The sequence below is a fragment of the Arthrobacter sp. MMS24-S77 genome (assembly GCF_054888235.1).
On the sequence record NZ_JBTZRN010000001.1, the window covers coordinates 1,766,292 to 1,792,004 of the forward strand.

The 25,713-nt window shown below is 62.8% G+C and carries 24 protein-coding genes and 1 pseudogene; 23 read left to right on the forward strand and 2 right to left on the reverse strand.

Annotation, left to right across the window (positions count from 1 at the left end; all coding sequences use genetic code 11):
• Positions 1 to 163: 163 nt before the first annotated feature.
• A complete protein-coding gene (locus ACX5I4_RS08065) occupies positions 164 to 517 on the forward strand; it encodes an Rv2175c family DNA-binding protein (RefSeq protein ID WP_461836219.1) in 354 nt (117 codons plus the stop codon).
• A gap of 97 nt (positions 518 to 614) precedes the next feature.
• On the opposite strand, the gene ACX5I4_RS08070 is transcribed toward ACX5I4_RS08065, so the two are convergent.
• The gene (locus ACX5I4_RS08070) at positions 615 to 1,706 is read right to left on the reverse strand and encodes a polyprenyl synthetase family protein (RefSeq protein ID WP_461836220.1); all 1,092 of its coding nucleotides are present in this window, start codon (positions 1,704 to 1,706) and stop codon (positions 615 to 617) included.
• On the reverse strand, positions 1,703 to 1,990 hold the full coding sequence (locus ACX5I4_RS08075) for a hypothetical protein (protein WP_461836221.1): 288 nt from the start codon (positions 1,988 to 1,990) through the stop codon (positions 1,703 to 1,705). Before ACX5I4_RS08075 ends, ACX5I4_RS08070 begins: the two co-directional genes overlap by 4 nt.
• Positions 1,991 to 2,334: 344 nt before the next feature.
• Here ACX5I4_RS08075 and dinB point away from each other — a divergent pair, with 344 nt between their 5' ends.
• The 22 genes and pseudogenes from dinB to ACX5I4_RS08185 all read left to right on the forward strand — a co-directional run bounded on the left by dinB (position 2,335) and on the right by ACX5I4_RS08185 (position 25,687).
• Positions 2,335 to 3,591, forward strand: coding sequence for a DNA polymerase IV (gene dinB, locus ACX5I4_RS08080; protein ID WP_461836222.1), 1,257 nt, complete (start codon positions 2,335 to 2,337; stop codon positions 3,589 to 3,591).
• A 235-nt stretch (positions 3,592 to 3,826) separates the two neighbouring features.
• A complete protein-coding gene (locus tag ACX5I4_RS08085; protein WP_461836223.1) occupies positions 3,827 to 4,189 on the forward strand; it encodes a DUF3040 domain-containing protein in 363 nt (120 codons plus the stop codon).
• A 378-nt stretch (positions 4,190 to 4,567) separates the two neighbouring features.
• A complete protein-coding gene (gene mraZ, locus ACX5I4_RS08090) occupies positions 4,568 to 4,999 on the forward strand; it encodes a division/cell wall cluster transcriptional repressor MraZ (RefSeq protein ID WP_184738974.1) in 432 nt (143 codons plus the stop codon).
• Between the two features lie 183 nt (positions 5,000 to 5,182).
• Complete coding sequence (rsmH, locus tag ACX5I4_RS08095) at positions 5,183 to 6,181, forward strand: 16S rRNA (cytosine(1402)-N(4))-methyltransferase RsmH (protein WP_395801892.1); 999 nt, start codon at positions 5,183 to 5,185, stop codon at positions 6,179 to 6,181.
• Positions 6,178 to 6,840, forward strand: a complete 663-nt coding sequence (locus ACX5I4_RS08100; protein ID WP_461836224.1) for a hypothetical protein — start codon at positions 6,178 to 6,180, stop codon at positions 6,838 to 6,840. The genes rsmH and ACX5I4_RS08100 overlap by 4 nt, the downstream gene beginning before the upstream one ends.
• A gap of 55 nt (positions 6,841 to 6,895) precedes the next feature.
• Positions 6,896 to 8,692 carry a peptidoglycan D,D-transpeptidase FtsI family protein gene (locus ACX5I4_RS08105; protein ID WP_461836225.1) on the forward strand — a complete coding sequence of 599 codons (1,797 nt, stop codon included), beginning with the start codon at positions 6,896 to 6,898 and terminating at the stop codon, positions 8,690 to 8,692.
• Positions 8,693 to 8,832: 140 nt separating this feature from the next.
• Entirely contained in the window at positions 8,833 to 10,473 is a 1,641-nt protein-coding gene (locus ACX5I4_RS08110; protein ID WP_461836226.1) for a UDP-N-acetylmuramoyl-L-alanyl-D-glutamate--2,6-diaminopimelate ligase, read from the forward strand.
• Between the two features lie 6 nt (positions 10,474 to 10,479).
• On the forward strand, positions 10,480 to 11,970 hold the full coding sequence (locus ACX5I4_RS08115; RefSeq protein ID WP_461836227.1) for a UDP-N-acetylmuramoyl-tripeptide--D-alanyl-D-alanine ligase: 1,491 nt from the start codon (positions 10,480 to 10,482) through the stop codon (positions 11,968 to 11,970).
• Positions 11,967 to 13,076 carry a phospho-N-acetylmuramoyl-pentapeptide-transferase gene (gene mraY, locus ACX5I4_RS08120; RefSeq protein WP_461836228.1) on the forward strand — a complete coding sequence of 370 codons (1,110 nt, stop codon included), beginning with the start codon at positions 11,967 to 11,969 and terminating at the stop codon, positions 13,074 to 13,076. The genes ACX5I4_RS08115 and mraY overlap by 4 nt, the downstream gene beginning before the upstream one ends.
• The gene (murD, locus tag ACX5I4_RS08125; protein ID WP_461836229.1) at positions 13,058 to 14,659 is read left to right on the forward strand and encodes a UDP-N-acetylmuramoyl-L-alanine--D-glutamate ligase; all 1,602 of its coding nucleotides are present in this window, start codon (positions 13,058 to 13,060) and stop codon (positions 14,657 to 14,659) included. The genes mraY and murD overlap by 19 nt, the downstream gene beginning before the upstream one ends.
• A gap of 2 nt (positions 14,660 to 14,661) precedes the next feature.
• On the forward strand, positions 14,662 to 15,966 hold the full coding sequence (ftsW, locus tag ACX5I4_RS08130) for a putative lipid II flippase FtsW (protein WP_461836230.1): 1,305 nt from the start codon (positions 14,662 to 14,664) through the stop codon (positions 15,964 to 15,966).
• Positions 15,967 to 15,972: 6 nt separating this feature from the next.
• Entirely contained in the window at positions 15,973 to 17,079 is a 1,107-nt protein-coding gene (gene murG / locus ACX5I4_RS08135) for an undecaprenyldiphospho-muramoylpentapeptide beta-N-acetylglucosaminyltransferase (RefSeq protein WP_461836231.1), read from the forward strand.
• Complete coding sequence (murC, locus tag ACX5I4_RS08140) at positions 17,076 to 18,449, forward strand: UDP-N-acetylmuramate--L-alanine ligase (protein WP_461836232.1); 1,374 nt, start codon at positions 17,076 to 17,078, stop codon at positions 18,447 to 18,449. The genes murG and murC overlap by 4 nt, the downstream gene beginning before the upstream one ends.
• A complete protein-coding gene (locus tag ACX5I4_RS08145) occupies positions 18,442 to 19,281 on the forward strand; it encodes a cell division protein FtsQ/DivIB (RefSeq protein ID WP_461836233.1) in 840 nt (279 codons plus the stop codon). Before murC ends, ACX5I4_RS08145 begins: the two co-directional genes overlap by 8 nt.
• 214 nt (positions 19,282 to 19,495) lie before the next feature.
• Positions 19,496 to 20,728, forward strand: a complete 1,233-nt coding sequence (gene ftsZ / locus ACX5I4_RS08150; protein ID WP_461836234.1) for a cell division protein FtsZ — start codon at positions 19,496 to 19,498, stop codon at positions 20,726 to 20,728.
• 38 nt (positions 20,729 to 20,766) lie between these two features.
• A complete protein-coding gene (locus tag ACX5I4_RS08155) occupies positions 20,767 to 21,462 on the forward strand; it encodes a polyphenol oxidase family protein (RefSeq protein WP_461836235.1) in 696 nt (231 codons plus the stop codon).
• A complete protein-coding gene (locus tag ACX5I4_RS08160; RefSeq protein WP_461836236.1) occupies positions 21,455 to 22,204 on the forward strand; it encodes a YggS family pyridoxal phosphate-dependent enzyme in 750 nt (249 codons plus the stop codon). The genes ACX5I4_RS08155 and ACX5I4_RS08160 overlap by 8 nt, the downstream gene beginning before the upstream one ends.
• Positions 22,205 to 22,292: 88 nt before the next feature.
• Positions 22,293 to 22,822: pseudogene (locus ACX5I4_RS08165) on the forward strand (cell division protein SepF).
• Positions 22,823 to 22,923: 101 nt separating this feature from the next.
• On the forward strand, positions 22,924 to 23,211 hold the full coding sequence (locus ACX5I4_RS08170) for a YggT family protein (RefSeq protein ID WP_461836237.1): 288 nt from the start codon (positions 22,924 to 22,926) through the stop codon (positions 23,209 to 23,211).
• A 168-nt stretch (positions 23,212 to 23,379) separates the two neighbouring features.
• Positions 23,380 to 24,063 carry a DivIVA domain-containing protein gene (locus ACX5I4_RS08175; protein ID WP_461836238.1) on the forward strand — a complete coding sequence of 228 codons (684 nt, stop codon included), beginning with the start codon at positions 23,380 to 23,382 and terminating at the stop codon, positions 24,061 to 24,063.
• Between the two features lie 93 nt (positions 24,064 to 24,156).
• Positions 24,157 to 24,750, forward strand: coding sequence for a signal peptidase II (gene lspA, locus ACX5I4_RS08180; protein ID WP_461836239.1), 594 nt, complete (start codon positions 24,157 to 24,159; stop codon positions 24,748 to 24,750).
• Positions 24,743 to 25,687 carry an RluA family pseudouridine synthase gene (locus ACX5I4_RS08185; protein WP_461836240.1) on the forward strand — a complete coding sequence of 315 codons (945 nt, stop codon included), beginning with the start codon at positions 24,743 to 24,745 and terminating at the stop codon, positions 25,685 to 25,687. Before lspA ends, ACX5I4_RS08185 begins: the two co-directional genes overlap by 8 nt.
• The last annotated feature ends 26 nt before the right edge of the window (positions 25,688 to 25,713 follow it).

Here is a 25,713-nt window from a genome sequence, read left to right on the forward strand (position 1 = left end):
AGTGAGTAGTGATGCAAATGTGATCAATGTGAATCTCTCACATTTTTCGATTCCGCACAAGAAATCCCGGGGTATTCGATTCTTGGGCAATTCACGGCCACAAATCCTGCCTGGCCGCCGGGCTGGCTAGGCGCAAAGCCCACGGGCGTGGCAATCTTGATCCGTGAGTAATGTAGAAAGCCTCGTTTCCGATTGGCTGCCGCTGCCCGATGTCGCAGAGCTGCTGAACGTTTCAATCACCAAAGTCCACGGTCTTCTGGATGAGCGTGCAGTTGTGGCTGTGAGAGTGGGCGAACGGAACATCCGCTCGATTCCCGCCCTCTTCATCCAGGACGGTCATTTGGTGGACAGCCTGAAGGGCACCATTGCAGTGCTGGGCGATGCCGGGTATACGGATGAGGAGCTCATTGCATGGCTCTTCACTCCGGACGAGTCGCTGCGTGGCCGCCCTGTCGATGCGCTGCGTGAAGGGCGCAAGACGGAAATCCGACGCCGGGCCCAATCGCTGGCCTGGTAAGGACCCGCCTTAATACAGTGGTGGCGGCAGGAAACTGCCGCCACCACTGTATTAAGCCGTATCCTCAGCCTGCTTTTCGCCCGGATTAAGCAAGAGTTCATGCGGCCCGGCTGACAGCGGCTTCGGCCAGCTGCCGGAGTGCAGTGAGTGGGAGTTCAGCCAGGGGGAGGCGTTCCAAGGCTTCGAAAGCTTCGTTGCTGAGCTCTTCGATCATTGATTCCGTGGCTTCGAGCGCTCCGCAATCCACGATGATCCGCCTGATCTCGGCAACCTCGGCCTCACCGAGGTCCTGCCTGCCGAGCGTGGTGTCGATGTAGGCGGAATCGGCAGCTCCGGCTTGGTTGATGGCGAAGCCGACCAACACGGTCCGCTTGCCTTCGCGCAGGTCATCTCCCGCTGGCTTTCCAGTAGTCCCGGGGTCTCCGAACACACCCAAGACGTCGTCGCGCAGCTGGAATGCCTCACCAAGCGGTAGCGCAAAGGCGGAATAGCCTTGCAGGAGCTCTTTGCTGGCGCCGGCCAAGGCGCCCCCAAGTGCCAGGGGGTGTTCTGTCGAATACTTTGCCGACTTGAAACGGATGATGGACTGGGCGCGCTTGACTGCACCCCCGCGGTCCCGAACCGGACCTGCTACTTCCTCCAGGATGTCCAGGTACTGCCCGGCCATGACCTCGGCGCGCATCAGGTTGAAGATCCGCCGCGCAGAGGTCCCGGACGCAGCCCTGGCGCCGATCTGCGTGAACGCTTCCTCACTGAAGGACAGGCACAGGTCCCCAGTGAGAATAGCGGCCGCATGCCCGAACCGTTCGCTGTCGAGTGCCCAGCCCTGGCTCTCATGGAGCTGGCTGAACCGCTTGTGCACGCTGGGACCTCCGCGCCGGGTATCAGAGCGGTCGATGATGTCGTCGTGAATCAGGGCTGCGGCTTGGAAGAGTTCCAAGGCGCAGCCGGCCGTGATGATGTCGGGATGCGCAGACTCACCTCCGGCACCCCGCCACCCCCAGTAGCACATCAAGGCCCGGAGGCGCTTCCCACCTGTGACAAGGTTCGTGATGGAGCCCATGAGGGGAGTGACATCGGAGGATATGGTCGCCATGGTCTCCTGTTGCGCACCAAGGAAGCCGTTAAGTTTGGCGGCGACGTCGGCAACAAAACGGCCCTGTTCCGCACCGAGGCTTTCCGTAGTCACTTGACGGACCCGGCGGCCACGTTGGCGCCGATGGTGAACGTGGATTTGCCCGCGATTTCCACCACCGAGATGTTTACCGTTTCATTGTCCCCACGCAGGAAGTCTTTCGATTTGATGCTTCCCACAGTGTTCCCGGGAACTTCCTTGAAACCCTGTGCCGTGAGAGCAGACGTATAAAAGGCCACCACGGTGTCGGCCGGCGATGCAATAGTGCCGACCAAGGCCACCGAAGCCGGCGAGGTGTTCTTGTCGAAGCTGCTGGACTCCACGGCTGCCTGCGGCATCAGTGGAATCAGTTGTTTCGGGAACCCCGGTACGAGGGCTCCGACGGTCGCGGATGCTCCCGGGGTAGCCGTTGAAGAAGTAGTAGGCGCGGGGCTTGCCGAAGCAGCCGCGGGCCCGGACGATGTTGGCGCCGGCCCTTGGGATGCCGTGCTTGCAGGGGACGACCCGCAAGCCGAAATGGTCAACGCGACACCCGTGGCCAACAGGGCCAGGCTGACGGGTTGAGGCTTTCCAAAGAGCTTCACAGGGATTTCCTCCTGGGGACGACGCCGGATGCTGCTTCCAGCTTAGGGTGCCGGAAGCTGCCTCCAGTTTAACCAGTACAGCGGCATAGGATTTCCTTGTGAGACCACAAGCAGAGGACCCCGGGCAAGGATTCACCCCGGATCCTGCTGCTTTGCGGGAGTTGAGGCGTACCAGCATCCTCCACGTGGACATGGATGCCTTCTTCGTCTCGGTTGAATTGCGGACCCGTCCTGAACTCCGCGGAAAACCTGTCATTGTGGGCTTCCCCGTGGATCGCTCGGTTGTGCTGTCGGCCTCCTACGAAGCGCGTGCCTTGGGCGTAAGGTCGGCCATGCCCATGGCCAACGCCATGCGGATGTGCCCCAAAGCGGTCATCATCGAACCACGCCACGGCCTCTACTACGAGGTCTCCCGGCAGTTGATGGGAATCTTTGAATCAATAACCGATCTCGTAGAGCCCCTGAGCGTCGACGAAGCCTTCCTGGACGTCGGTGGGGCGATCAGGAGATTGGGTCCGCCACTTCAGATCGGCCATCTGATCCGGCGCCGCGTCGCTTCGGAGCTGGGAATCACGGCGTCCGTGGGGATCGCCGCCAACAAGTTCGTTGCCAAAATTGCTTCCACGCGCTGCAAGCCTGACGGCCTGCTGCTCATTGAGGCGGACCAGACCGTAGCGTACCTGCATGGTCTTCCCGTAAGCGCCTTGTGGGGAGTCGGGGCCAAGACTGCCGATGTCCTTGCCAGGCTGGGGATCCGCACTGTGGCCGATGTTGCTGCAACGCCGCTTTCTTCCTTGAAAAGGGTCCTCGGAGCTTCGGGAGAGCACGTCCACCGATTGTCCATGGGTTTGGATCCTCGGCCGGTCACGCCCACACGCCTGGAAAAGAGCATTGGCTCCGAAGAAACCTTCGCGGTCGATACCCCGGACGATGCACTGCTGCACCGCGAGTTGCTCAGGCTCTCACACCGCACCGCTTCACGGCTACGGACTGCCGGCATGGTGGCCCGGACCATCGCGCTGAAGCTGCGCTATGCCGATTTTTCGACAATCAGCCGCAGCAAGACGATGCATACGCCGGTGGACAGTGCCCAGCTGATCTATCAAGTGGCGAGCCAGCTCTTGGCATCCTTGGGGGACAGGCCCATGAGCGTGCGCCTTGTGGGGGTGCGGGCCGAGCAGCTCGAACCGGCCGAACACGCCTCGCTGCAGTTGAGCCTGGATCGCAGGGACGACAACTGGCGGGCGGCTGAGCAGGCGCTCGACCGCGTCACCGAGCGATTCGGCAGCAAAACCGTCCTTCCGGCGAGGCTTCTGGAACCGCGCGCAGAGCCCGAAGAGCCCGGATCTCCTTAGGCGTCGAAGAGCTCCTTGTGTGCCTCCGGCGTGTCTTTCAGAACAGCGGCCAACAAACTATCCTAGAGATACACAGATTTAGACCGTCTGGATAAATTGCTCCGTTGCGTCCGTTCCGTGAGACCGTGTTCACAAGACCCGGTCTTCGGGAACCCTTTTTTGGATTCGTCCGTTCAAAGGAACAGAGGCAACGGCAGCGGCGTATCGAGACGCTGGCCGACTAAAGGAGGTCGCGATGCCCCTCTCGGAGCACGAACAGAAGCTCCTCGAGCAACTCGAGAAGCAACTGCATGAGGACGATCCAAAGTTTGCCAATTCAATGGGCTCTGACCCCATTCGTTCATGGTCGACCAGGCACATCGTTATTGGCGTTCTAGGCACTATCGCCGGGATCCTCTTGTTGTTGGTAGGTGTGTCGTTGCAGAACATCTTCCTTGGTGTGCTGGGCTTCATTGTCATGGGCGCCGGCGTTTACTTTGCGACCCTGCGAAGGGCTATCGGCGGCAAGGGGAAGAGTGCCAAGCCCGGCAAGGCCAGGAATTCATTCATGAGCAATCTTGAGGAGCGCTGGGACGAGCGTCGCCGCGGCGAAGAGTAGTTAGGCGCCCTTTTAGGACTTGTCTTCCGCAGGAAGCCGAGTCCTCCACATTGCACCACCAGGCGTCGGCCTGATTGCGAAAAGACCCGAATTTCGGGTCTTTTCGCATTTAACGGCAGGTTCGCCGCATCACAGGAGGGCGAGGGCGCGGCTTTGGCCCCGGCGTCGGGCGCCTCCCGGGAGTGCACCGCAGAATCCGCTCCACTTTCCACCCCGTACGAAATCCATGCGTTTTCAGGCGCCTTCATTCGAAAGTGGGGCAGAAACACGCCGGATTGCGTTGACTGTGGGGGCTTGTGGAGTAAAGTGGAGCAAGTAAGAGGGTAGTGGCGGCGTGGGGCAGGTACGGGCACCTTTACGGATGGGGGCGGTGGGCCAGTGTTTCTTGGCACGCATTCTCCTCGTCTGGACGAAAAGGGCCGGATCATCCTTCCCGCCAAGTTCCGCGAGGAACTTGCTGACGGCTTGGTGCTCACAAGAGGCCAGGAACGTTGCATCTACGTCTTCAGCCAGCGGGAATTCGAACGTATTCACGAGTCCATGCGGGAGGCCCCCATCTCCTCCAAGCAGTCACGTGACTACATCCGGGTTTTCCTGTCCGGAGCCTCTGACGAGGTACCTGACAAGCAGGGGCGCGTGACGATTCCGCAGGCGCTCCGGAGCTACGCAGGTCTCGATCGGGAATTGGCCGTCATCGGCGCCGGAACCCGTGCGGAGATCTGGGATGCCCAAGCTTGGGATGAGTACCTGGCCGAGAAGGAAGCCGCCTTCTCGGAGACCGACGACGACAACCTTCCCGGGTTCATTTAGAAACCGGGCCAGGAAGCAGCAAGGCTTCTTGGATGGGATCTCCAGCCGCCCATCACATTGTTTTCCTGGCTCACCTTCCCCGGAGCCAGGCGGACACTGCGATAGGCGCGGATGGGGATCCGACCCAAGAAGCAACCAACTGACCGGCAGATGCACCGAATAATTCAGCACTGAGGAGGCCACATGGAGGAGCAAGACGCGCCAAAGCCAACCTCGGAGCGCCATGTACCGGTCCTGAAGGACCGGTGCATCAATTTGTTGGCCCCCGGTTTTGAGGCGGCCCGCAGCCGTGGAGAAACGCCCGTGGCCATCGACGCCACCTTGGGAATGGGTGGCCACTCCGAAGCTATGCTGCAACGTTTCCCCGATCTGCACCTCGTGGGCATAGACCGGGACGAAGAGGCGCTCGCCCTGGCCGGGGCGCGCTTGAAGCCGTTCGAGGCTCGGACCGATCTGGTGCATGCCGTCTATGACGAGATTGAAGATGTCCTTGCGGACCTTGGCATCCCCGAGGTCCACGGCATCCTCATGGACCTTGGTGTGTCGTCCCTCCAGCTGGACGAGCGGGAGCGCGGCTTCGCCTACTCCTACGACGCACCACTGGACATGCGCATGGACACGAGCCGCGGCCAGACTGCCGCTGACGTTGTCAACAACTATTCCGAAGAAGACCTGGTGCGGATCATCCGCAAATGGGGCGAAGAGAAGTTTGCCGGCAGGATCGCCAATCGGATCGTCGCGGCGAGGGCCAGCAAACCGTTTGCCACCACGGGAGAACTGGTAGAGCAGATTCGCGGCGTGGTTCCTGCATCGGCCGCAAAGTCCGGGGGACATCCTGCAAAGCGGACCTTCCAGGCACTGCGGATTGAAGTCAACGAAGAACTCGACGTCCTGGAACGGGCGGTACCTGCTGCGCTCTCGGCATCGGCCATGGGCGGACGTGTGGTGGTGATGTCCTACCACTCGCTCGAAGACAAGATCGTCAAGTCAGTATTCCAGTCACGGTCCAAGTCATCAGCTCCGCTAGGTTTCCCGGTGGAGCTCGAAGAACACAAGCCGGAATTCAAGACCTTGACTAAAGGCACGGAAGTGCCGACCCCCGAAGAAATCGCCGAAAACCCGCGTGCGGCATCTGCCCGACTGCGGGCCGTGGAACGCATCAAAGCGAGGAGAACAGCATGAGCACCGCCGCCGCGAAGATCCTGCCGACCACAGTGGGCAACACCGCGCGCGCCCTGCCCGTCCGAGGCCCGGAGCGCGAAGCCCCCCGCAAGGCGCGGACGCCGCTCTCGCTCGTCCAGAGCGTGCCCGGAAGACGACGCACTCCGTTCGTCGTCTTTTGCTTTGGCGTACTCGCGGCGGCCTTGCTGACAGTCCTCGTGCTCAACATCTCTGTTTCCACTGCCCAGTACGATCTTGTGAAACTCAGGAACGATGCTGCGACCCTGAACAAGCAGAACCAGGATCTGACACAGCAGGTCCAGAACTTCGAAGCTCCGCAGAATCTGGCCGCCAAGGCTGCAGAATTGGGAATGGTAGCCTCCACTGCCACGGGCCAGATCAATCTGGACAACCTGACGGTCACAGGTAAGGCGACGCCGGCAGTCAAGGGACAAAATCCCGGTGCCGTCATCGCTGCTCCTGCGGTTGCAGGCCAGCTCAGCGTCGTACCTCCTGCAACTACCAAAGATCCGTTGGAAAACCGCAAACCAACAGGAACTGCTGACTCCCCACCGGCCAAGCCGGCGGCGCCCGCGGCTCCTGTGGCACCCAAGCCGCCGGTTGTGGATCTTCACGGTGGTTCGGTCCCGGCTCCACAGCAGAAGGTGCCCGGGCAATAGCGTCCAGCCGACCTGATTTCAGGGTAAACAGCAAGGCAAGCAGCAAGGAATCGACGTGGTGCAGAAAACCGGCAAATCGAAGAACAAGAGAACGCCGGCGGCGAAGAAGCGCCTGCGCATCGGCCTGGGAATCATGCTGACGTTGCTGCTGGTGGTTGGGGGCAAGTTGTTCCTCGTCCAGGGACTGGACGTCGGCGGTATGGCCGAGGCGGCCTATAACAACCGGCTGAAATCCACGATCCTGCCTGCCGAACGTGGCAGGATCCTTGACGCCAACGGCACTGTGCTGGCCAGCAGCGTCATCCGCTACAACATCGTGGTGGACCAAACTGTCAACACCGCCACCACCGAGTTTTCGCGCTACAACTCCCAGACCCAAGGCATCGACAAGATCTCCAGGGCCCAAGGCATAGCCGAGCTCGCCAGCGCCCTGGGGCTGGATGTCAGCCAGCTTACGCAAGCAGTGACCGGCGAGAAAAAATACAACATCGTGGCCAAGGAAGTGAAGCCCGAGGTTGAAGACCAGATCTCCCAGCTGCATATCCCGGGTGTCGGATCGGAAGGCATCAGCAAACGTGTCTACCCCAATGGGAGCGTTGCCGGTGGCGTCATCGGATTCCTCAAGGACGGGACCACGGGCCAGGCAGGCCTTGAACAGACCCAAGACGAGCTCCTCCGCGGGAAAGACGGAAAGCGGGTCTTCGAGATCGGTGCGGACGGTCTTCGCATCCCCGTGGCAACCGACCTGCTGACCCCCGCCGTGAATGGCAAAGACGTCAAGCTGACTCTGAACACGGATATCCAGTACTTTGCGCAGCAGGCCATCCAAACGCAGGTCAACCAGCTCAGTGCCGAGTGGGGATCGGTCGTTGTCGAGGACATCAAGACCGGGAACATCATCGCGATGGCGGACACCAATGCCCCGGACCCCAATGACCCCGGCAAAGTTGCGGCAGCGGACCGCGGCGTGCGGTCCGTGACGGCCGCCTACGAACCTGGTTCGGTCGAGAAAATGATCACGGCATCGGCCGCGATCAATGAAGGAAAGTCCAGTCCGCTGGACACCTTCACCATTCCGCCGGCTGTAACCATTGACGGCCAGACGTTCACCGACGCTTTCACGCACGGCACCGAACAAAGGACCCTCGCCGGCATCCTCGGCTATTCGATGAACACCGGTACCGTAATGGTCGGCAGCCGCCTGACCAAGCAACAGCGGTACGACTACCTCAAGCGCTTCGGCATCGGCGAAGCTCCGGACATCGGTCTTCCCGCTGAAGCCACCGGCATCCTCGCGAAGCCGGAGCAATGGGACGACCGGCAGCAGTACACAGTGCTGTTCGGCCAGGGGGTTTCCCAATCAACACTCCAGACGGTCCGGGCGTACCAAAGCGTCGCCAACGACGGCGTGATGCTGCAACCGCGGCTCATCGACGGCTACGTCGGCGCCGATGGAGTCGAGGCGAAAGTTCCTGCCAAGGATCCCAGACAAGTCGTTTCCAAGGAGACGGCGCAGCAGGTCCGCGACATCCTTGAGAGCAACGTCACCATGGGCGAAGTGAAGGATGCCGGCATCGACGGATACCGGGTGGGTGCGAAGACGGGAACCTCCGAAGCACCCCGTGAAGATGGACTGCCGGGCTTCGATGGGTTCACCGCTTCCATCATTGGAATGGCGCCCATGGAAAATCCACGGTTCATCGTCGAGGTAGTTGTCCAGCGTCCTAAAGGCAACATCTACGGCATCACCCAAGGGCCGATTTTCCGCTCGGTCATGGGCCAGGTCCTGCGCACCTACAACGTCCCTCCGTCCACCGGAACTCCGGCGCGGTTCCCCCAGTACGCCAAATAAGGCCAGTACGCCAAGTAAATCAGTTTCGCCAAGTAAGCTTGTTGGGCATCTGTCCGGCCATATTACGATCCACCCATGCCGATTCCGGGAGCCCTGCGGTTCCCGCGCGGCCAGTTTTACGAGTACCAACGGAGACCCCTTTGTCAGAGCAGAATGACGCCGTATCGATCCCCACAGGGAACACGCCGGCTACGGACAAACCCGGCTTCCGTCCCGCGTTCGTGGCGGCGGTCCCCCTTGAGGTCATCGCCGCATCCCTGGGAATCGTCCTTCCCCCGGACTCCGGCGGCACCTCAGTGACTGGGGTGTCCCTCAACTCGCGCACCGTCGAGCCGGGGGATTTGTACTTGGCCCTGCCCGGAGCCACGCGCCACGGGGCCGACTTTGTCCCCCAAGCTGTGGCCGCTGGCGCTGTGGCCGTCTTGAGCGATGAAGACGGCGCCCGCCGGCTGGCGCTTGGCGAGGACCTCGCTGTTCCTGTCCTGATCGTCAGCAGTCCCCGCGCCGCCGTCGGGCCTCTCTCTGCACTCATTTATCGCAGCCAACCGCGCGATGAGGCTTCGCCGACGCTTTTCGGCGTCACGGGTACAAACGGCAAAACCACCACAACCTACTTCATCAATTCGCTTCTCCGCGCCCTGGGCAAGAACCCCGGCCTGATTGGGACGATCGAAATCGTCGCGGGAGGCGAAGCCATCCCGAGCCTGCTGACGACGCCGGAGTCAACGGATGTCCATGCCTTGCTCGCCCTCATGCGGGAACGCGGGTTGGACGCGGCTTCCATGGAAGTCTCCTCCCACGCCCTGTCCTTCCACCGGGTCGACTCGGTGACGTTCGATGTAGCCGGATTCACCAACTTGACCCAGGACCACCTGGACCTTCACGGAAGCATGGATGAGTACTTCCGGACCAAAGCGGAACTCTTCACCACCGACCGCGCACGCCGGGGCGTGGTGACCGTGGACGATCAGTGGGGGCGGTTGCTGGCCGAAGAGGCCGGAATTCCCGTGACTACGGTGTCCGCCGTACCCGGCACGGACGCCGACTGGACTGTGGTCGCCACCATGCAACGAGGGCTCGGAACCGACTTCGTGCTGCGCCACCGTGACGGAACGGTCCTGCGGGTCCACACAGGATTGCCGGGGGACTTCAACGTCGCCAACGCAGCCCTGGCCACCGTCATGGTGCTGGCTTCCGGCATCGACCCGAAGGCATTGCAGGCGGCGCTGGACAGTGACGATCCCTTTACCGTTTCCGTACCCGGCCGGATGCAGCTGATCTCGGACGCCCCGGCCTCCGTGGTTGATTTCGCGCACAACCCGGACGCGCTGGCGAGGGCCCTGACGGCTGTACGCTCCCAGGAACCCGGATCCCGGGTGATTGTCGTTTTCGGCGCCACAGGCCAACGGGACCAGGGCAAGAGGCCGACCATGGGCGCCATAGCCGCCCGGCTCGCCGACGTCGTCATTGTCAGCGACGACGACCCCCACGACGAAGACGCCGCAACCATCCGTTCGGAAGTCATCGCCGGAGCCCGCGCCGCCCGGGAGTCCGAGGGGCTCGACTGCGAGATCGTGGAAGCGTATCCCCGGGATGTTGCCATTCGCCAGGCCGTGGAATTGGCCACTGAACGGGACACCATCCTGATCGCCGGCCGCGGCCACGAGGTCTGGCAGGAAGTGAAGGGTGTCAACCTTGCACTCGATGACCGCGTAGAACTGCGGGCTGCCTTGACAGCCAGGGGATTCAGAGTTTCCACGGATGAGCGGATAGAGTCCTAGACCGAGATGATTGCACTTACTGCGGCGGAAATCGCCGATATCACCAACGGCCGCTTGGCAGCGGACCCGGGCATTGTTCCCGGGTCCATCGTCACCGATTCCCGTGAGGTGGCTGCCGGATCGATGTATGTGGCCAAGCCGGGAGAGAACGCGGACGGCCATGCCTTTGTGGGGGCGGCATTTGAGCGCGGTGCCGTTCTGGCGTTGACTGAGCGCGACGTTTCCGACGCCGACGGCCGGACGTACCCGGCCGTCGTCGTCGATGACGCCGTGCTCGCCATGGGTGCGCTGGCCGCCGAGTCCGTGCGCCGCATCCGCGCTGCCCGCGCGGCACAGGGGGAGCCTTTTACCGTCATTGGCATCACGGGCTCGGCGGGCAAGACCACTACGAAAGACCTGCTGGCCGGCATCCTGTCCCGGGCCGGTGCCACGGTGGCACCCCAGGGTTCGTACAACGGTGAAGTCGGTGTACCGCTCACCGTATTCGGAGCCGACGCCGGCACCCGCTATCTCGTGATCGAAATGGGCGCCACCGGAGTTGGCCACATCAAGTACCTCGCCGAGATGGTCCAACCGGACATCGGCGTCGTTCTTGGCGTCGGCACCGCGCACGCTGGCGAGTTCGGTGGCGTGGAGAACATCGCCAAGGCCAAGGGCGAACTCGTCGAAGCCCTGGGGCAGGACGGAACGGCGGTCATCAACCTCGACGACGCCCGGGTCGCGGCGATGGTTTCCCGCACCCAGGCCAAGGTGCTCGGAACCACGGCGACCGGCGCTTCCGGCGCGGCTGTCGAAGCCAGGAACGCCGATATCGACGAAGACGGCCACCCGGAATTCGAACTCGTCCTGCCCGACGACGGAGCCTCCCATGCGGTCCACAGCAAGCTCATCGGTGCGCACCACATCACCAACCTGCTCGCCGCCGCGGCCGCGGCATATGCGGCAGGCGTCCCCGCGACCGACATCGCCGCCTCGCTGAGCGAGCAGTCGCCTGCCAGCCGGTGGCGGATGGAACGCACGGAGCGGGCAGATGGCGTCACCATCATCAACGACGCCTACAACGCGAATCCTGAATCCATGCGCGCCGCCTTGCGCACCCTTGCCGACCTCGGCCAAGGGCGTCGCACCTGGGCCGTCCTGGGCGCGATGCTGGAACTTGGCGAAGATTCCATCCGCGAACACACGGCCGTGGGGACCCAAGTGGTTCGCTTGAACATTTCCCGTCTGGTGGTGGTTGGCCGCGAAGCCCGGGCGCTGTACATTTCCGCGATCCAGGAAGGCTCCTGGGGCAACGAGTGCAGTTTCGCCGAGACGGCTGACGAGGCTTACGAACTCCTGCGGGCTGAGCTTGAGCCGGGCGATCTGGTCCTGTTCAAGTCCTCGAACGGGGTAGGCCTCCGCCATTTGGGGGATCGGATAGCATTACCCCCACAGGCCGGAACGAGTGCGAACACCGCGGCTGTAACCGCCGCCAATGAAGGGAACGAGCTCCTGTGATTGCACTGCTGATCGGCGCTGGCGTCGCACTCCTGGTGGCTTTGATCGGGACACCACTCTTCATCCGGTTCCTCGTGACCAAGGGCTACGGCCAGTTCATCCGGGATGACGGACCCACTTCCCACCACACCAAGCGCGGTACTCCCACCATGGGCGGCACTGTGGTGGTGGCCGCCGTGCTCATCAGCTATGGGTTGACCCATCTGATCATGTGGATGATGAACCCTCGTTCGCCGGGCCCGTCCGCTTCGGGCCTGCTTTTGTTGTTCCTCATGGTCGGTATGGGATTCGTTGGATTCCTTGACGATTTCATCAAGATTTCCAAGCAGCGCAGCCTCGGACTCAACGCCAAAGCCAAGCTGATCCTCCAGGCGTTTGTCGGCATCGTCTTCGCGGTGCTGGTCCTGAACTTCCCTGACGCGGACGGCATCACTCCGGCATCCACGCATATTTCCCTCGTCCGGGACATTCCCTGGCTGAACCTGGCCTTCGGGGGCACAGTCCTCGGGGCCATCCTGTTCGTGATCTGGTCAAACCTGATCGTCACGGCGGCAACCAACGGTGTCAACCTGACGGACGGCCTGGACGGCTTGGCCGCGGGTGCCTCCATCATGGTCTTCGGGGCATATACCCTCATGGGAATCTGGCAGAACAACCAGGCCTGCGGTTCGCCGCGTGAGGCCGGCAGTGGCTGCTATTCGGTCCGTGACCCGCTCGATCTCGCGCTTTTGGCCGCCATCTGCAGTGCCGCGCTTGTGGGCTTCCTCTGGTGGAACACGTCCCCGGCGAAGATCTTCATGGGGGACACCGGTTCGTTGGCAATCGGTGGGGCAGTGGCCGGCTTTGCCATCCTGTCCCGGACCGAGCTTTTGTTGGGCATCATCGGCGGGCTCTTCGTTCTCATCACGCTGTCGGTCATCATCCAGGTGGGCTACTTCAAAGTCACCAAGGGCAAAAGGGTCTTCAAGATGGCCCCCTTGCAGCATCACTTCGAACTCAAGGGCTGGGCCGAGATCACGGTGGTTGTCCGATTCTGGATTCTCTGTGGCCTTTTCGTGGCCGCGGGCCTTGGTATTTTCTATGCTGAATGGGTGGTGCTGCTGTGAGTGCGAGTCTTCAATCCAAGCCTTCGGCCAATGACCGGCTCCGGAACCTCATCAGTTGGGATTCCGACTGGAAGGGCCTTCGCGTCGTCGTGACGGGCATCGGCGTCTCCGGTTTCGCCGCCGCCGACACCTTGATCGAACTCGGGGCGCGGGTGGTGGTGGTTGACGCCGCCACGAGCGCCAGGGCCCTCGCCCAGGCGGACACCTTGAAGATCGTCGGCGCGGCCGACGTCCTGCTTGGCCAGGATGCCGTCAAGGCACTGCCTTTGGTGGATGGCGAGAAGGCCGAACTCGTGGTGACCTCACCGGGCTGGCGGCCGGACCAATCCCTCCTGGCAGCTGCCAAACGCGCCCATGTACCGGTGTGGGGCGACGTCGAACTCGCTTGGCGGGTGCGCGAACGCGAGGGCCGCAAGACGGCGGACTGGCTCACGATCACGGGTACCAACGGCAAGACCACCACTGTGGGCATGACCGAGGCCATGCTGCAGGCGGCGGGCCTCAAGGCGATTGCTGTCGGAAACGTCGGGACTCCGATCCTCGACGCCCTCCGGGATCCTGTGGAATACGACGCCCTCGCCGTTGAACTCTCCAGCTTCCAGCTCCACTGGAGTGAATCGCTCTCTCCCGTGGCTAGTGTCTGCCTCAATGTGGCCGAAGACCACGTTGACTGGCACGGCTCTTACGAGTCTTACCTTGCGGACAAGGCAAAGATCTTCGAGCACACGCAAAAGGCGTGCATTTACAACGCTGAACAGATCGAGACCGAACGCATGGTGGAAAACGCCGACGTCGTGGAGGGTTGCAGGGCGATCGGATTCACCACCTTGACGCCGGCAGTCAGCATGCTTGGCGTTGTCGAGGGGTTGCTCGTGGACCGCGCGTTCATTGAAGAACGCAGGAGCTCTGCCGAGGAACTTGCATCCTTGGCGGACCTGGGACCGGGTGCCCCTCGACACATGGTCGCCAACGCCCTGGCCGCGGCTGCCCTGGTGCGTGCCTACGGCGTCGATTCAGCAGCCGTGCGCGAAGGACTCAGGAACTACCTCCCTGGAGACCACCGCATCCAGCCCGTGGCGAAGCAGAACGGCGTGCTGTGGGTCAACGACTCCAAGGCCACCAATCCGCACGCCGCCTCGGCAGCCCTCTCGGCGTTCGATAGCGTCGTCTGGATCGCCGGCGGCTTGTCCAAGGGCGTCAACTATGACGAGCTGGTAAAAAGCAACGCGCGCAGGCTCAAGGCCGTGGTCCTGATCGGAACAGACACCGCGGACCTGGAAGCCTCCCTCCAACGACACGCAGCGGATGTGCCCGTAATCGGGCAGCCAAAGGGCGACACTGAAATGGTGCAGTCCGCCGATTCAGCTGGTGCCGCCGCGGAACCGTCTCCGATCTTCGGCGACACCGTCATGGCCCATGCTGTCGAGTCGGCAGCAAGCGTCGCCGAGCCCGGCGATACTGTGCTGATGGCCCCGGCGGCTGCCTCCATGGACCAGTTCTCTTCCTACGCTCACCGTGGCGACGCTTTCATCCGGGCAGTTCGCGAGCTAGTGGAAGGCAAGGCACAGACCACCGAGGAGTAACAATGGTCAGCACGCCCACGCGCACCGGTCCCGGGCGGACCCGGGCCGGCAAGGCAGCCCCCGCTGGACGCGCGGCCGGCGATGCTCGACCCTCGCTGCCATCGCGCATTCGTTCCGGGATTGCCGGTTTCTGGTCAACGCTTGAGGGAAGCGGTAAATCAAGAAACGGCTCCACGTACTACCTGATTCTTGGTGCATCGCTTGCGCTCACGGCTATCGGGATCATCATGGTCCTCTCGGCATCCAGCGTTGAAGCGATTGCGGCCGGAGAATCCCCGTATTCGATCGCCACCAAGCAAGGAATTTTCGCCGGTATCGGCATCGTCTTGATGTTGGTGCTTTCACGGGTCAATGTCCTTTGGCTCAAGAGATTCGCGTGGCCGGCGATCGTACTTGCGGTTGCCTTGTTGGTTCTCGTTCTGGTGATCGGCAAACGGGTCCTGGGCAACCAGAACTGGATCGAGATCGGCGGCTTCACCTTCCAGCCTTCGGAATATGCCAAGTTCGCGCTGGTGCTCTGGATGGCCACGGTCCTTTCCGTGAAGGCAAAGCTCCTTGATAAGTGGACGCACGCACTGGTCCCCATCGTTCCGGTCTCCGGCGCCATCATTACCTTGATTGTCCTGGGCCACGACCTCGGAACCTCGCTGGTGGTCATGCTCATCATGGCTGCCGGGTTGTTCTTCGGTGGCGTCAACTTGAAGCTCTTCGCTGCAGCGGGTGGTGTTGCCGCCGCTGCAGCGCTGATACTCGCCGTTACCAGCGGAAACCGGATGTGCCGGATCACCTCGTGGATGGGGCAGAGCTGTGCGGGAGGAAGCGACATAGGTTTCCAGAGCGAACAGGGGCTGAATGCCCTTGCTTCCGGGGGCTGGCTTGGCGTGGGGCTTGGCCAGAGCCGGCAGAAGTACCAGTGGATTCCTGAAGCCCACAATGACTTCATCTTCGCCGTGATCGGGGAGGAACTCGGCCTGGTGGGTACCCTGGTGGTCCTGGTGCTTTTTGCGCTGCTCGCTGTAGCCATCTATCGCGTGGTCAGCCACCAGGAAGACCTGTTCGCCCGTGTGTTGGGCGGTTCGATCATGGCGTGGATGCTTGGGCAAGCTGCAATCAACATGGCCATGGTGGCCGGTCTGCTGCCCGTGATCGGCGTTCCGCTGCCTTTCATCTCGTATGGCGGTTCAGCATTGGTGATGTCCCTATGCGGCGTGGGCGTAGTGTTGTCCTTGGCCCGCGCCCAAATGGCCTCTGCCAGCCCTTCCAAACCGCGTGGGCGGCCTGCGAAAACTGCACGAAAGCGTACATAGCACTCCATGAATTCCCAGCCCAAGCCTCTGTCCGTGGTCCTCGCCGGTGGCGGGACCGCCGGACACATCAGCCCGCTGCTCGCCATCGCCGACGCCCTCAAGTCCCTGCGGCCGGACGCCAGCATCCTTGCCGTCGGCACGCCCAATGGCATGGAAACCCGGCTCGTTCCTGCCGCCGGCTACGAGCTGGCCACCATTGATCGGGTTCCGTTTCCCCGGAAGCCTTCCGCGGATCTGCTCAAACTGCCCGGCAAGCTCGCTGCCGCCGTCAAACAGGCTGGCCGCATTCTCGACGACGCGCAGGCCGACGTCCTGCTGGGCGTGGGCGGCTACGTTTGCACGCCGATGTACCTGGCGGCGTGGCGGCGGAAGATTCCAATCGTCATTCACGAGGCCAATACGCGCCCCGGGCTTGCCAACCGGGTAGGGGCTATGTTCACCAAACATGTTGCCGTGGCTTTTCCGGAGACCCGGTTGCGGCATGCCCGCCACGTTGGCATGCCCATGCGCAAGGCCATCGCCGGCCTGGACCGGGCGGCGGGGCGGGCGGATGCCAGGCAATCCCTGGGCTTGGACGCCGGACAACCCGCGCTCATCGTGACCGGCGGTTCTTCCGGAGCCCAGAGCATCAACCGCACCATTGCCGGCGCAGTAGCCGCTTTGGCGGAAGCAGGCATCCAAACACTGCACATCACCGGCCGTGGCAAGGCAGTCAAGAACGACGACGGCGCCCCCCTGGCGGCCGATGGGTACCATCAGGTGGAGTACGTGGACGGCATGGAAGACGTCTACGCAGCGGCAGATGTCCTCCTTGCGCGCTCCGGAGCGGCAACGGTCAGTGAGGTAGCCGCCGTCGGACTCCCCGCGGTATTCGTTCCGCTCCCCGTCGGAAACGGCGAGCAGGCCATGAACGCCTCCGCGTTGGTCAAGGCCGGTGCCGCCCTTTTGGTCGATGACGCGGCCCTCACCGCTGACTGGCTCAAAGCCGAGTTGATTCCTTTGCTCACGGATCAGTCCCGCCTTGATGACATGGCCAGCAAGGCAAAAGAACTTGGCATCAGAAATGCTGATCAGCGGATGGCTGATCTTGTACTGGAAGCGGTATCCGAATGACCCAGCCCCTTGCAGACCTCGATTCCCTCGGCCGGGTCCACTTCATCGGCATCGGCGGTGTAGGCATGTCCGCCGTCGCCCGCATCATGGTGGCCCGGGGCGTTGCGGTGAGTGGTTCGGACGCCAAGGACCTGCCCGTCATGCAGGACCTTCAGACCGCCGGCGCCCGGATTGCCGTCGGCTACGCTGCAGGAAATCTTGGCGACGCGCAAACTGTTGTCGCAGGTTCGGCGATCAAGGCCGATAACCCGGAACTCGAGGCGGCCCGCACGGCAGGGCTACCGGTGCTGCACCGCTCCGAGGCCCTCGCGGCAACGATGGGCACGGATCGTGTCGTGACCGTGGCAGGCACCCATGGCAAGTCCACCACCACCTCCATGGTGGCTGTGCTGCTCAAGGAAGCGGGCCTGGATCCATCCTTCGCCATCGGCGCCAATGTGCCGGCCCTCGGCGTCAACGCGGCGCACGGCACGTCGGACATCTTCGTTGCCGAGGCCGATGAATCGGACGGTTCCTTCCTCAATTACCGGCCGCTCATTGCCGTTGTCACCAACGTCGAGGCAGACCATCTCGACTACTACGGCACGCCTGAGGCCGTCTATGCCTCCTTCGACAGCTTCGCAGCCCTGTTGCCTGCCGCTGGAGTCCTGTTCGCTTGCGCGGACGACGACGGCGCCCGGGCCCTTGCGGAGCGGACCCGCTCAGCGGGCAACACCCGCGTGGTGAGCTATGGGACCGCAGAGGACGCCGACATCCGCCTTCACAATGGCGGTCCGGGCGATGTCTGGGTCTCCGCCGATGGGCAGCGGCACCGCCTCGATCTTCAAGTTCCCGGCCGGCACAACGCCCTGAACGCGGCTGCCGCGTTCGGCGTCGCCGTCGAGCTCGGCGTGGCGCCTGAGGCCGCCGCGGCCGCGCTGGGCCACTTCACGGGAGCGTCGCGGCGATTTGAGTTCAAGGGGCAGGGGAGGGGCGTCCGGGTGTATGACGACTACGCCCACCACCCCACGGAGGTCCGGGCCGCTTTGTCCGCTGCCCGCTCGGTGGCGGGCGGCAACAAGGTGCATGTGCTCTTCCAGCCGCACCTGTTTTCGCGCACGCGCGAATTCGCAGAGCAGTTTGCGGAGGCTCTTGGAGAAGCCGATACCGCCCTCGTGCTGGAGATCTACCCGGCACGCGAGGACCCTATTCCAGGGGTCACGAGCACCTTGATCACCGAGCGCCTCAAGAGCGGCAGACTGGTGGCGGACGGCCAGGAAGCCTTGGATGCGGTTCTCTCCGAGGCCAGGGAAGGCGACATCATCCTGACTGTCGGAGCCGGTGACGTGACGGCTTATGGGCCCCGGATCGTGGAGTTGTTGGGTGGCTGATACCCGGAAGCCCACTTTCAAGCCGCGGGCGGGAACCCGGCCAGGGGTCGTCAGTGCTGAACGCAGCCTCGACGATCCCGTCGAGGTCCCTTCAGCGGCCGCGAGCGGCAAGGACAGCAATGTGCTCGCCTTTCCAGAACCGAAAGGGCGCAAGCGCCGCCGGACGGTTCTTACGGTGCTGGCCATCGTTATCGCGCTGGTTGCCGGCATCATCGTTGCGGCCATCTATTCACCGGTATTCGCGGTGCGCACTGTGACGGTCGACGGAGCCAAGTTGCTCCAGCCGGCCGCAGTCCAGAAAGCACTGGAGCCGGTGAAGGGAAAACCGCTTCCGCAAATCAACGACGCCGAGATTGCCGCGCTGCTCAAACCTCTGGTCCAGGTACGCTCCGTCAGCACGGAGGCCCGTCCGCCGTCGGAATTGTTGGTGCACATCACCGAACGGGTGCCTGTGGCGCTGGTCAAGAACGGTGACAGCTACCTGCTGGTCGACGTCGACGGCGTCAAGCTTGGTTCATCACCTGATGCTGCATCGGTACCCTTGCCCCTCATCGACGGGCAAGGAGCCAACCAGGACCTCTTCAAGGCGATCACCGCCGTTCTGGCCACGTTGCCGGCCGATGTCCTGGCAAAGATGGCCAGCGCCTCGGCGAAGTCGCCCGACGCCGTCGAACTCAAGCTCACGGACGGCAAGATCGTCGTCTGGGGAAATGCGGACGAGAAGGAGCTGAAGGCACGCGTCCTGGAAGCGTTGCTGAAGGCGCCGGCCAATCCGAAAGTTCCGGTGAATGTCTACGATGTGAGCGCACCGCGGCATCCATTTACCAAGTAGGCCATTTCAGGAAGTAACTTCGCGGCGTTCAGGGCTATTTTTGGGACTTTCAGACGACACGCGGAGGCGGTCATTGAATGTCGGATTCATAGCCCATACCGTCACTTAAGAGTTACTTGACATAACTATAACCTTCAACTAGAGGGTTAAGGTCCAAGAATTCAAGTTGGACTCGATCTGTTTCGCTATAGGACACAAGCAAGGGGCACGAAACGTGGCAGCACCGCAGAATTACTTGGCCGTCATCAAGGTCGTCGGCATCGGCGGCGGTGGCGTGAATGCAGTTAACCGAATGATCGAAGTCGGCCTTCGGGGCGTCGAGTTCATCGCCATCAACACCGATGCCCAGGCTCTGCTCATGAGTGACGCCGACGTCAAGCTCGACGTCGGACGCGAACTCACCCGCGGTCTGGGAGCCGGCGCCAACCCCGACGTCGGACGCCAGGCCGCCGAGGACCACGCCGATGAGATCGAAGAAGTTATCCGCGGAGCCGACATGGTCTTCGTCACCGCAGGCGAAGGCGGCGGCACGGGAACCGGCGGCGCCCCCGTCGTGGCCCGGATCGCACGCTCGCTCGGCGCCCTGACCATCGGTGTCGTCACCCGGCCCTTCACCTTTGAAGGCCGCCGGCGTGCCGGTTCGGCCGAAGCTGGAATTGACGCCCTGCGCGACGAAGTCGACACCCTCATCGTCATCCCCAACGACCGTCTCCTCTCCATCAGCGACCGTAACGTCTCCGTCCTGGACGCTTTCCGTTCCGCTGACCAAGTACTGCTGTCCGGTGTCCAGGGCATCACGGACCTCATCACCACCCCTGGCCTGATCAACCTCGACTTCGCCGACGTCAAGTCCGTCATGCAGGGTGCAGGCTCGGCCCTCATGGGTATCGGCTCTGCACGCGGTGAAGACCGCGCTGTCAAGGCTGCCGAGCTCGCCATCGCTTCGCCACTCCTGGAAGCATCGATCGACGGCGCCCACGGCGTGCTGCTCTCCATTCAGGGCGGCTCGGACCTCGGCCTGTTCGAAATCAACGAAGCCGCACGGCTCGTGCAGGAAGTCGCCCACCCCGAGGCCAACATCATCTTCGGTGCCGTCATTGACGATGCCCTCGGCGACGAGGCACGCGTCACGGTCATCGCCGCTGGTTTTGACGACGTCAAAGCCACGTCACCGTCGATGAACCAGTCGGCTTCCCAGCAGCCGGGCCAGCACCAGGCTCCTTCAACTCCGGAGCGTCCCGCCGTGCCTGCGGCCGCCCCCGCGTACTCGGCCCCGCAGCACGTTGCAGCGGGCGTCGGTGCCTCCGGCTTGAGCAACTGGGGTCAGCAGCGCCCCTCCGCCTTGCCGGCTGACTCCGGTTTCGACGTGGACCTCCCGGCAGTCGTCGAACCGGACCTTTCGGGCAGCCGGACCGACGACCTCGACGTTCCGGACTTCTTGAAGTAGTCCGTCCATATCAAGCTGTTCAGGAGAGTTAGTCAGCAGTGTTTTGGTGGCGAAAAGAAGTGCGACCTGGAGTTTCGGTCGCCTTCTCCGATATCGACGCGGGCAACCTCGCACTGCACGTGGCGGACAATCCTGACGATGTGATGGCGCGCCGGGCCCGGCTGGAAGCAGCGGCGGGGCTCGGCGAGCGGCATTTCCAATACATGAACCAGGTACACGGAAAAACCGTCGAATTCATCACTGCGCACGGTGACGGACCAACGGCTGACGCCATGGTGTCGATGGGGCAGCCGCTCGCGGTCATGGTGGCAGATTGTGTCCCCATTGTGTTTTTGGGCGAGGGGCAGGGCAACATGGAGCCTGTCCTGGCGGTAGCCCACGCCGGCCGCCCCGGCGTTGCGGCGGACGTCGTTTCGTCGACGGTTGCCGAAATGCGAAGCCACGGCGCAAGGACCATCAGCGCCTGGCTGGGTCCTTCGATCTGCGGCGAATGTTACGAAGTTCCCGATCAATTGCGTGCAGACGTCGCGGCCGTTGTGCCGGAAACCTGGTCCACTACCTCGTGGGGTACGCCCGCGTTGGACCTGCCGGCCGGCGTGCGGGCCCAACTGAAGGCGCTCGACGTCGTGGTCGAATACTCGGGGGAGTGCACGCGGGAGACCGCCCGGCTTTACTCGTACCGACGCAGTCAGCAAACCGGTCGCTTCGCGGGTTTGGTGTGGACGCATGAGTGAAACTGTCCCGGCAGCGGGCACCGCCGACACTGATCCGCGGACCGCCGAACTGCGGGAACGTCTCGCGGCCGTCCGGCAAAGGATTACTGCGGCAACCCGCGCGGCGGGGCGCGGCGAGGAACCGCAGCTGATAGTCGTCAGCAAGTTCCATCCAGCAGCGGACGTCGCCCGGCTTGCGGCCCTCGGAGTGACCGACGTCGGTGAGAACCGGGATCAAGAGGCGGCCGGGAAGTCCGCGGAGCTTGCCGGACTTGCCGTGCGTTGGCACTTCATCGGTCAATTGCAAAGCAACAAAGCCAAGTCCGTGGCGAAGTACGCGTTTTCCGTCCAGTCGATTGACCGTCCGCAGCTCGCCGAAGCCCTGGCCAAGGCTATTGCGCGGCAGCAGGAAGAGTCCGGCAGGCCGGATCTTGATTGCTACATTCAGGTCAGTCTTGAGGACGACGCCGGCACTCACCGCGGCGGCGCCGCGCCGGCCGACGTCGAGAGACTCGCAGAAGCCATCGCCACCGCTTCCGGACTGCGACTGGCCGGTGTGATGGCCGTTGCTCCCCTCGGAGCGCCTCCCGAGGAAGCATTTGAGAAGCTCGCCGCCATTTCCACGGATCTGCGGGGCCTGCATCCGGAAGCTGTGGGGATTTCAGCCGGGATGAGCCAGGACCTCGAATCTGCTGTCCAATTCGGTGCGACACACCTCCGAATTGGTTCGGATATTCTCGGTTCGCGTCCACGGGTGGGGTAGCGTCAAAGTATTGGAAGCGACGGGCCGGGATTTCAGCTATGTCAAGTCATGGGCGGCCCGCCTACTGCAGACACGATAGGAGTCCAGCATGGCTGGCGCACTGCGCAAGACAATGGTTTATCTTGGGCTCGCCGATGGCGATGAACACTACGAGTCTGAGCAGCACGTGCAGCACACGGACGAGGAGCGGTCTGTTGACCACCATCGCGAAGAGCGCCGCGCCCCTGCACCTGTACGTGAAGTAGTTCGTGAAGCCCCCCTGTCGCCGAAGAGGAATACCGCGCACCCGTGACACCTATCAAGCGTGCGGCATCGAGCCGCGAAGACGCCTCCGGACTGAGGCAGATCACCACCGTCCATCCCCGCTCCTACAACGACGCCAAGATCATCGGAGAGAGCTTCCGGGACGGCATCCCCGTGATCATGAACGTCACCGACATGGGTGAGGCAGATGCCAAGCGCCTCGTCGATTTCTCTGCTGGCCTGGTCTTCGGGCTCCACGGCAGCATCGAGCGCGTCACCAGCAAGGTCTTCCTGTTGTCGCCGTCGTACGTCGAGGTCCTTGGCGACGACAAGAAGGTCAGCGAAGCACAGGCAACCTTCTTCAACCAGAGCTAGCACCAACAGCAACGATGCCAGGCGGAGCGATCTGCCTGGCATCTGTGTTGCAATAGAGGGACTGACCGAGAAGTGGCGAACTAGGAGATTTGAGCTAACCCGTGGGCATTGTTTTCGGCCTTATCTACATCGCACTGCTGCTGTTCCTGGTCACCCTCATCATCAGGCTCGTCTTTGATCTGGTGCAGATGTTTGCGCGCCAGTGGCGCCCTCGTGGCGCTGCCTTGGTGGCGGCGCATGCAGTCTATTCCGTCACTGATCCGCCCCTGAAACGGATCCGCCGGCTTATTCCACCCCTGCAGCTTGGTGGGGTATCCCTTGACCTGGCGTTTTTGATCATGTTTATTGTCGTCAGCATCGCGATGGGTTTCGTCTACACGCTGGCGTAGCTTTTCCGCAGTCCACGGGCCGACGCTCAGTTTTTTCTTCGGCACGGGGACTGCAATCTTTCGGTCCAACACGATGGTGTTGAATTGGGGGAATCAGATGATATTTAGGTACCGTAGTTTTGAACGGCCGGAAGGCCTACTGACTAACTAGACCAACGAGGTGACCAGATGGCTTTGACGCCAGAAGACGTTGTCAACAAGCGCTTTCAGCCGACCAAGTTCCGCGAAGGCTACGACCAGGACGAGGTCGATGACTTCCTCGACGAAATCGTCGTCGAGCTGAGGCGTTTGAACCAAGAGAACGACGAGCTGCGCAAGAAGCTCGCCGAAGGCGGAAACCCGGTTCCTGCCAGCGCAGCAACCGCCCCCGTGGTCGAGAAGGTGCCCGCACCGGTCAAGGCCGACAAGGACGCACAGGCCAAGGCAGAAGCCGAAGCGAAGGCGGCCGAGGCTGACAAGAAGAAGGAACCGGCCGTTGCCGCCGCTCCGGCCCCGGCCGCGCCTTCGGCCGGGTCTCCCTCCGCAGAGTCCGCAGCCGGTCTGCTGGCCATGGCTCAGCAGATGCATGACAAGCACGTGGCTGACGGCGAGCAGCAGAAGGAAAAGATCATCGCGGAGGCACAGATCGAAGCCTCCAGCCTTGTCAATGACGCTCAGGACAAGTCCCGCAAGATCCTTGGTGCTCTCGAGCAGCAGCGCTCCGTCCTCGAACGCAAGGTGGAGCAGCTCCGCGGCTTCGAGCGCGACTACCGCTCCCGCCTGAAGGCCTACATCGAAGGCCAGCTGCGTGACCTGGATGCCCGCGGCTCCGTCGCGGCCCCTGAGGTCGGCGAAGCCGCCGCAGAGGTCTAGCAAGTATTCTGAAAGCCGGTGGCTGGGGATTCCCGGCCACCGGCTTTCGCCTGTTAAGGCGCCAGAAGCCTACGGTTACCGAATGAAAGTACTATGAGCGACGAACAAACTGACGGCACCACGGAGCCGCTCCGCACCAAAGTCCACACGTGGCGCCCCGCATTGCTCTGGGTTTTCGCAGGCTTCGCCGTCTTCGCGTACACCTTCGACCAGCTGACCAAACTCTGGGTCACCAGCACCATGGTGGAGGGCGAACGGATCCCCGTCTTGCCTCCGCTGCTGCACTGGTACTACATCCGCAACTCCGGGGCGGCCTTCTCCATCGGCGAAAACGTCACGTGGGTCTTCACGATCATCATGGCTGCTGTGTCCGTGGCGATCCTGTTCCAGCTGCGTCGACTGGGATCAGCCTGGTGGGCGCTTGCCCTCGGATTGCTCCTGGGCGGAGCACTTGGAAACCTCACGGACCGGCTCTTCCGCGAACCCTCCTTCGCCATGGGCCACGTGGTGGACTTCATCCAGCTGCCCAACTTCGCTATTTTTAACATCGCCGACTCCGCGGTGGTTTCCGGCGTCGTGATCATCTGCCTCCTGAGCCTGCGGGGGATTGGCTTGGACGGCTCCCGCCCGCACTCTGCCCGATCCCGTGCTGCGACGCCCGAAGGCGAGGACTCCGGCGATGTCTGAGCAATTCGTTGTTCCCGAAGAACTGGGTGGGGCCAGGGCGGACGCTGGACTCGCGAAACTCATGGATATCTCCCGTTCCGCGGCTGCCTTGCTGATCGCCGAGGGCAACGTGACCGTCGCTGCAAGTACGGCGGGCACATCGGCTGCTGTGGGCAAGTCGGCGAAGCTCCTTGCCGGTTCCGTGCTGGAAGTCACCGTTCCCGAACGCCGGGATCCCTTGGAAGTCGTGGAGGAAGTCGTGGAAGGCCTGAAGATCCTGTTGGACGATGAGGACTTTGTCGTCATCGACAAGCCTGTTGGCGTGGCGGCGCATCCGTCGCCGGGATGGGTCGGTCCTACCGTGGTCGGTGGCCTCGCCGGGGCCGGATACCGCATCTCAACCTCCGGTGCGCCTGAACGGGCCGGCATCGTCCACCGCCTCGACGTAGGAACGTCAGGCGTCATGGTGGTGGCGAAGACAGAGCATGCTTACACGGTGCTCAAGAGGGCCTTCAAGGAGCGCACGGTGGATAAGGTGTACCACGCCGTCGTCCAAGGCCTGCCGGATCCCCTGGAAGGCACCATCGACGCCCCCATCGGACGCCACCCGGGGCATGACTGGCGGTTTGCGGTGATCGAGGATGGCCGTCCCTCGGTGACGCATTACGAAGTCCTCGAAGCGTACGGCAAGGCGACCCTCGTGGAAATCCACCTTGAGACCGGCAGGACACACCAGATCCGGGTCCATTTCTCGGCCCTGCGGCATCCCTGCGCAGGCGATCTGACATACGGAGCAGACCCTCGCCTGGCTGCAAACCTGGGACTTACCCGGCAGTGGCTGCACGCGCGCCGGCTTGGCTTCAACCACCCCCGCACCGGCGACTGGGTGGAAGTCACCAGCCAGTACCCGGAAGACCTGCAGTACGCGCTGGAGCTTCTCGAGAGCGGCAACGCGTAGGGCGGATTTACGCCCCAAGCGCGGCA

Excerpts from the sequence above, each read along its gene's own strand:
- ACX5I4_RS08075 (WP_461836221.1), bottom strand. The coding sequence starts at position 1,990 with ATGCCGCAGGCAGCCGTGGAGTCCAGCAGCTTCGACAAGAACACCTCG.
- ACX5I4_RS08085 (WP_461836223.1), top strand. The coding sequence starts at position 3,827 with ATGCCCCTCTCGGAGCACGAACAGAAGCTCCTCGAGCAACTCGAGAAG.
- rsmH (WP_395801892.1), top strand. The coding sequence starts at position 5,183 with ATGGAGGAGCAAGACGCGCCAAAGCCAACCTCGGAGCGCCATGTACCG.
- ACX5I4_RS08100 (WP_461836224.1), top strand. The coding sequence starts at position 6,178 with ATGAGCACCGCCGCCGCGAAGATCCTGCCGACCACAGTGGGCAACACC.
- ACX5I4_RS08115 (WP_461836227.1), top strand. The coding sequence starts at position 10,480 with ATGATTGCACTTACTGCGGCGGAAATCGCCGATATCACCAACGGCCGC.
- murD (WP_461836229.1), top strand. The coding sequence starts at position 13,058 with ATGGGTGGTGCTGCTGTGAGTGCGAGTCTTCAATCCAAGCCTTCGGCC.
- ftsW (WP_461836230.1), top strand. The coding sequence starts at position 14,662 with ATGGTCAGCACGCCCACGCGCACCGGTCCCGGGCGGACCCGGGCCGGC.
- murG (WP_461836231.1), top strand. The coding sequence starts at position 15,973 with ATGAATTCCCAGCCCAAGCCTCTGTCCGTGGTCCTCGCCGGTGGCGGG.
- murC (WP_461836232.1), top strand. The coding sequence starts at position 17,076 with ATGACCCAGCCCCTTGCAGACCTCGATTCCCTCGGCCGGGTCCACTTC.
- ACX5I4_RS08160 (WP_461836236.1), top strand. The coding sequence starts at position 21,455 with ATGAGTGAAACTGTCCCGGCAGCGGGCACCGCCGACACTGATCCGCGG.
- ACX5I4_RS08175 (WP_461836238.1), top strand. The coding sequence starts at position 23,380 with ATGGCTTTGACGCCAGAAGACGTTGTCAACAAGCGCTTTCAGCCGACC.
- lspA (WP_461836239.1), top strand. The coding sequence starts at position 24,157 with ATGAGCGACGAACAAACTGACGGCACCACGGAGCCGCTCCGCACCAAA.
- ACX5I4_RS08185 (WP_461836240.1), top strand. The coding sequence starts at position 24,743 with ATGTCTGAGCAATTCGTTGTTCCCGAAGAACTGGGTGGGGCCAGGGCG.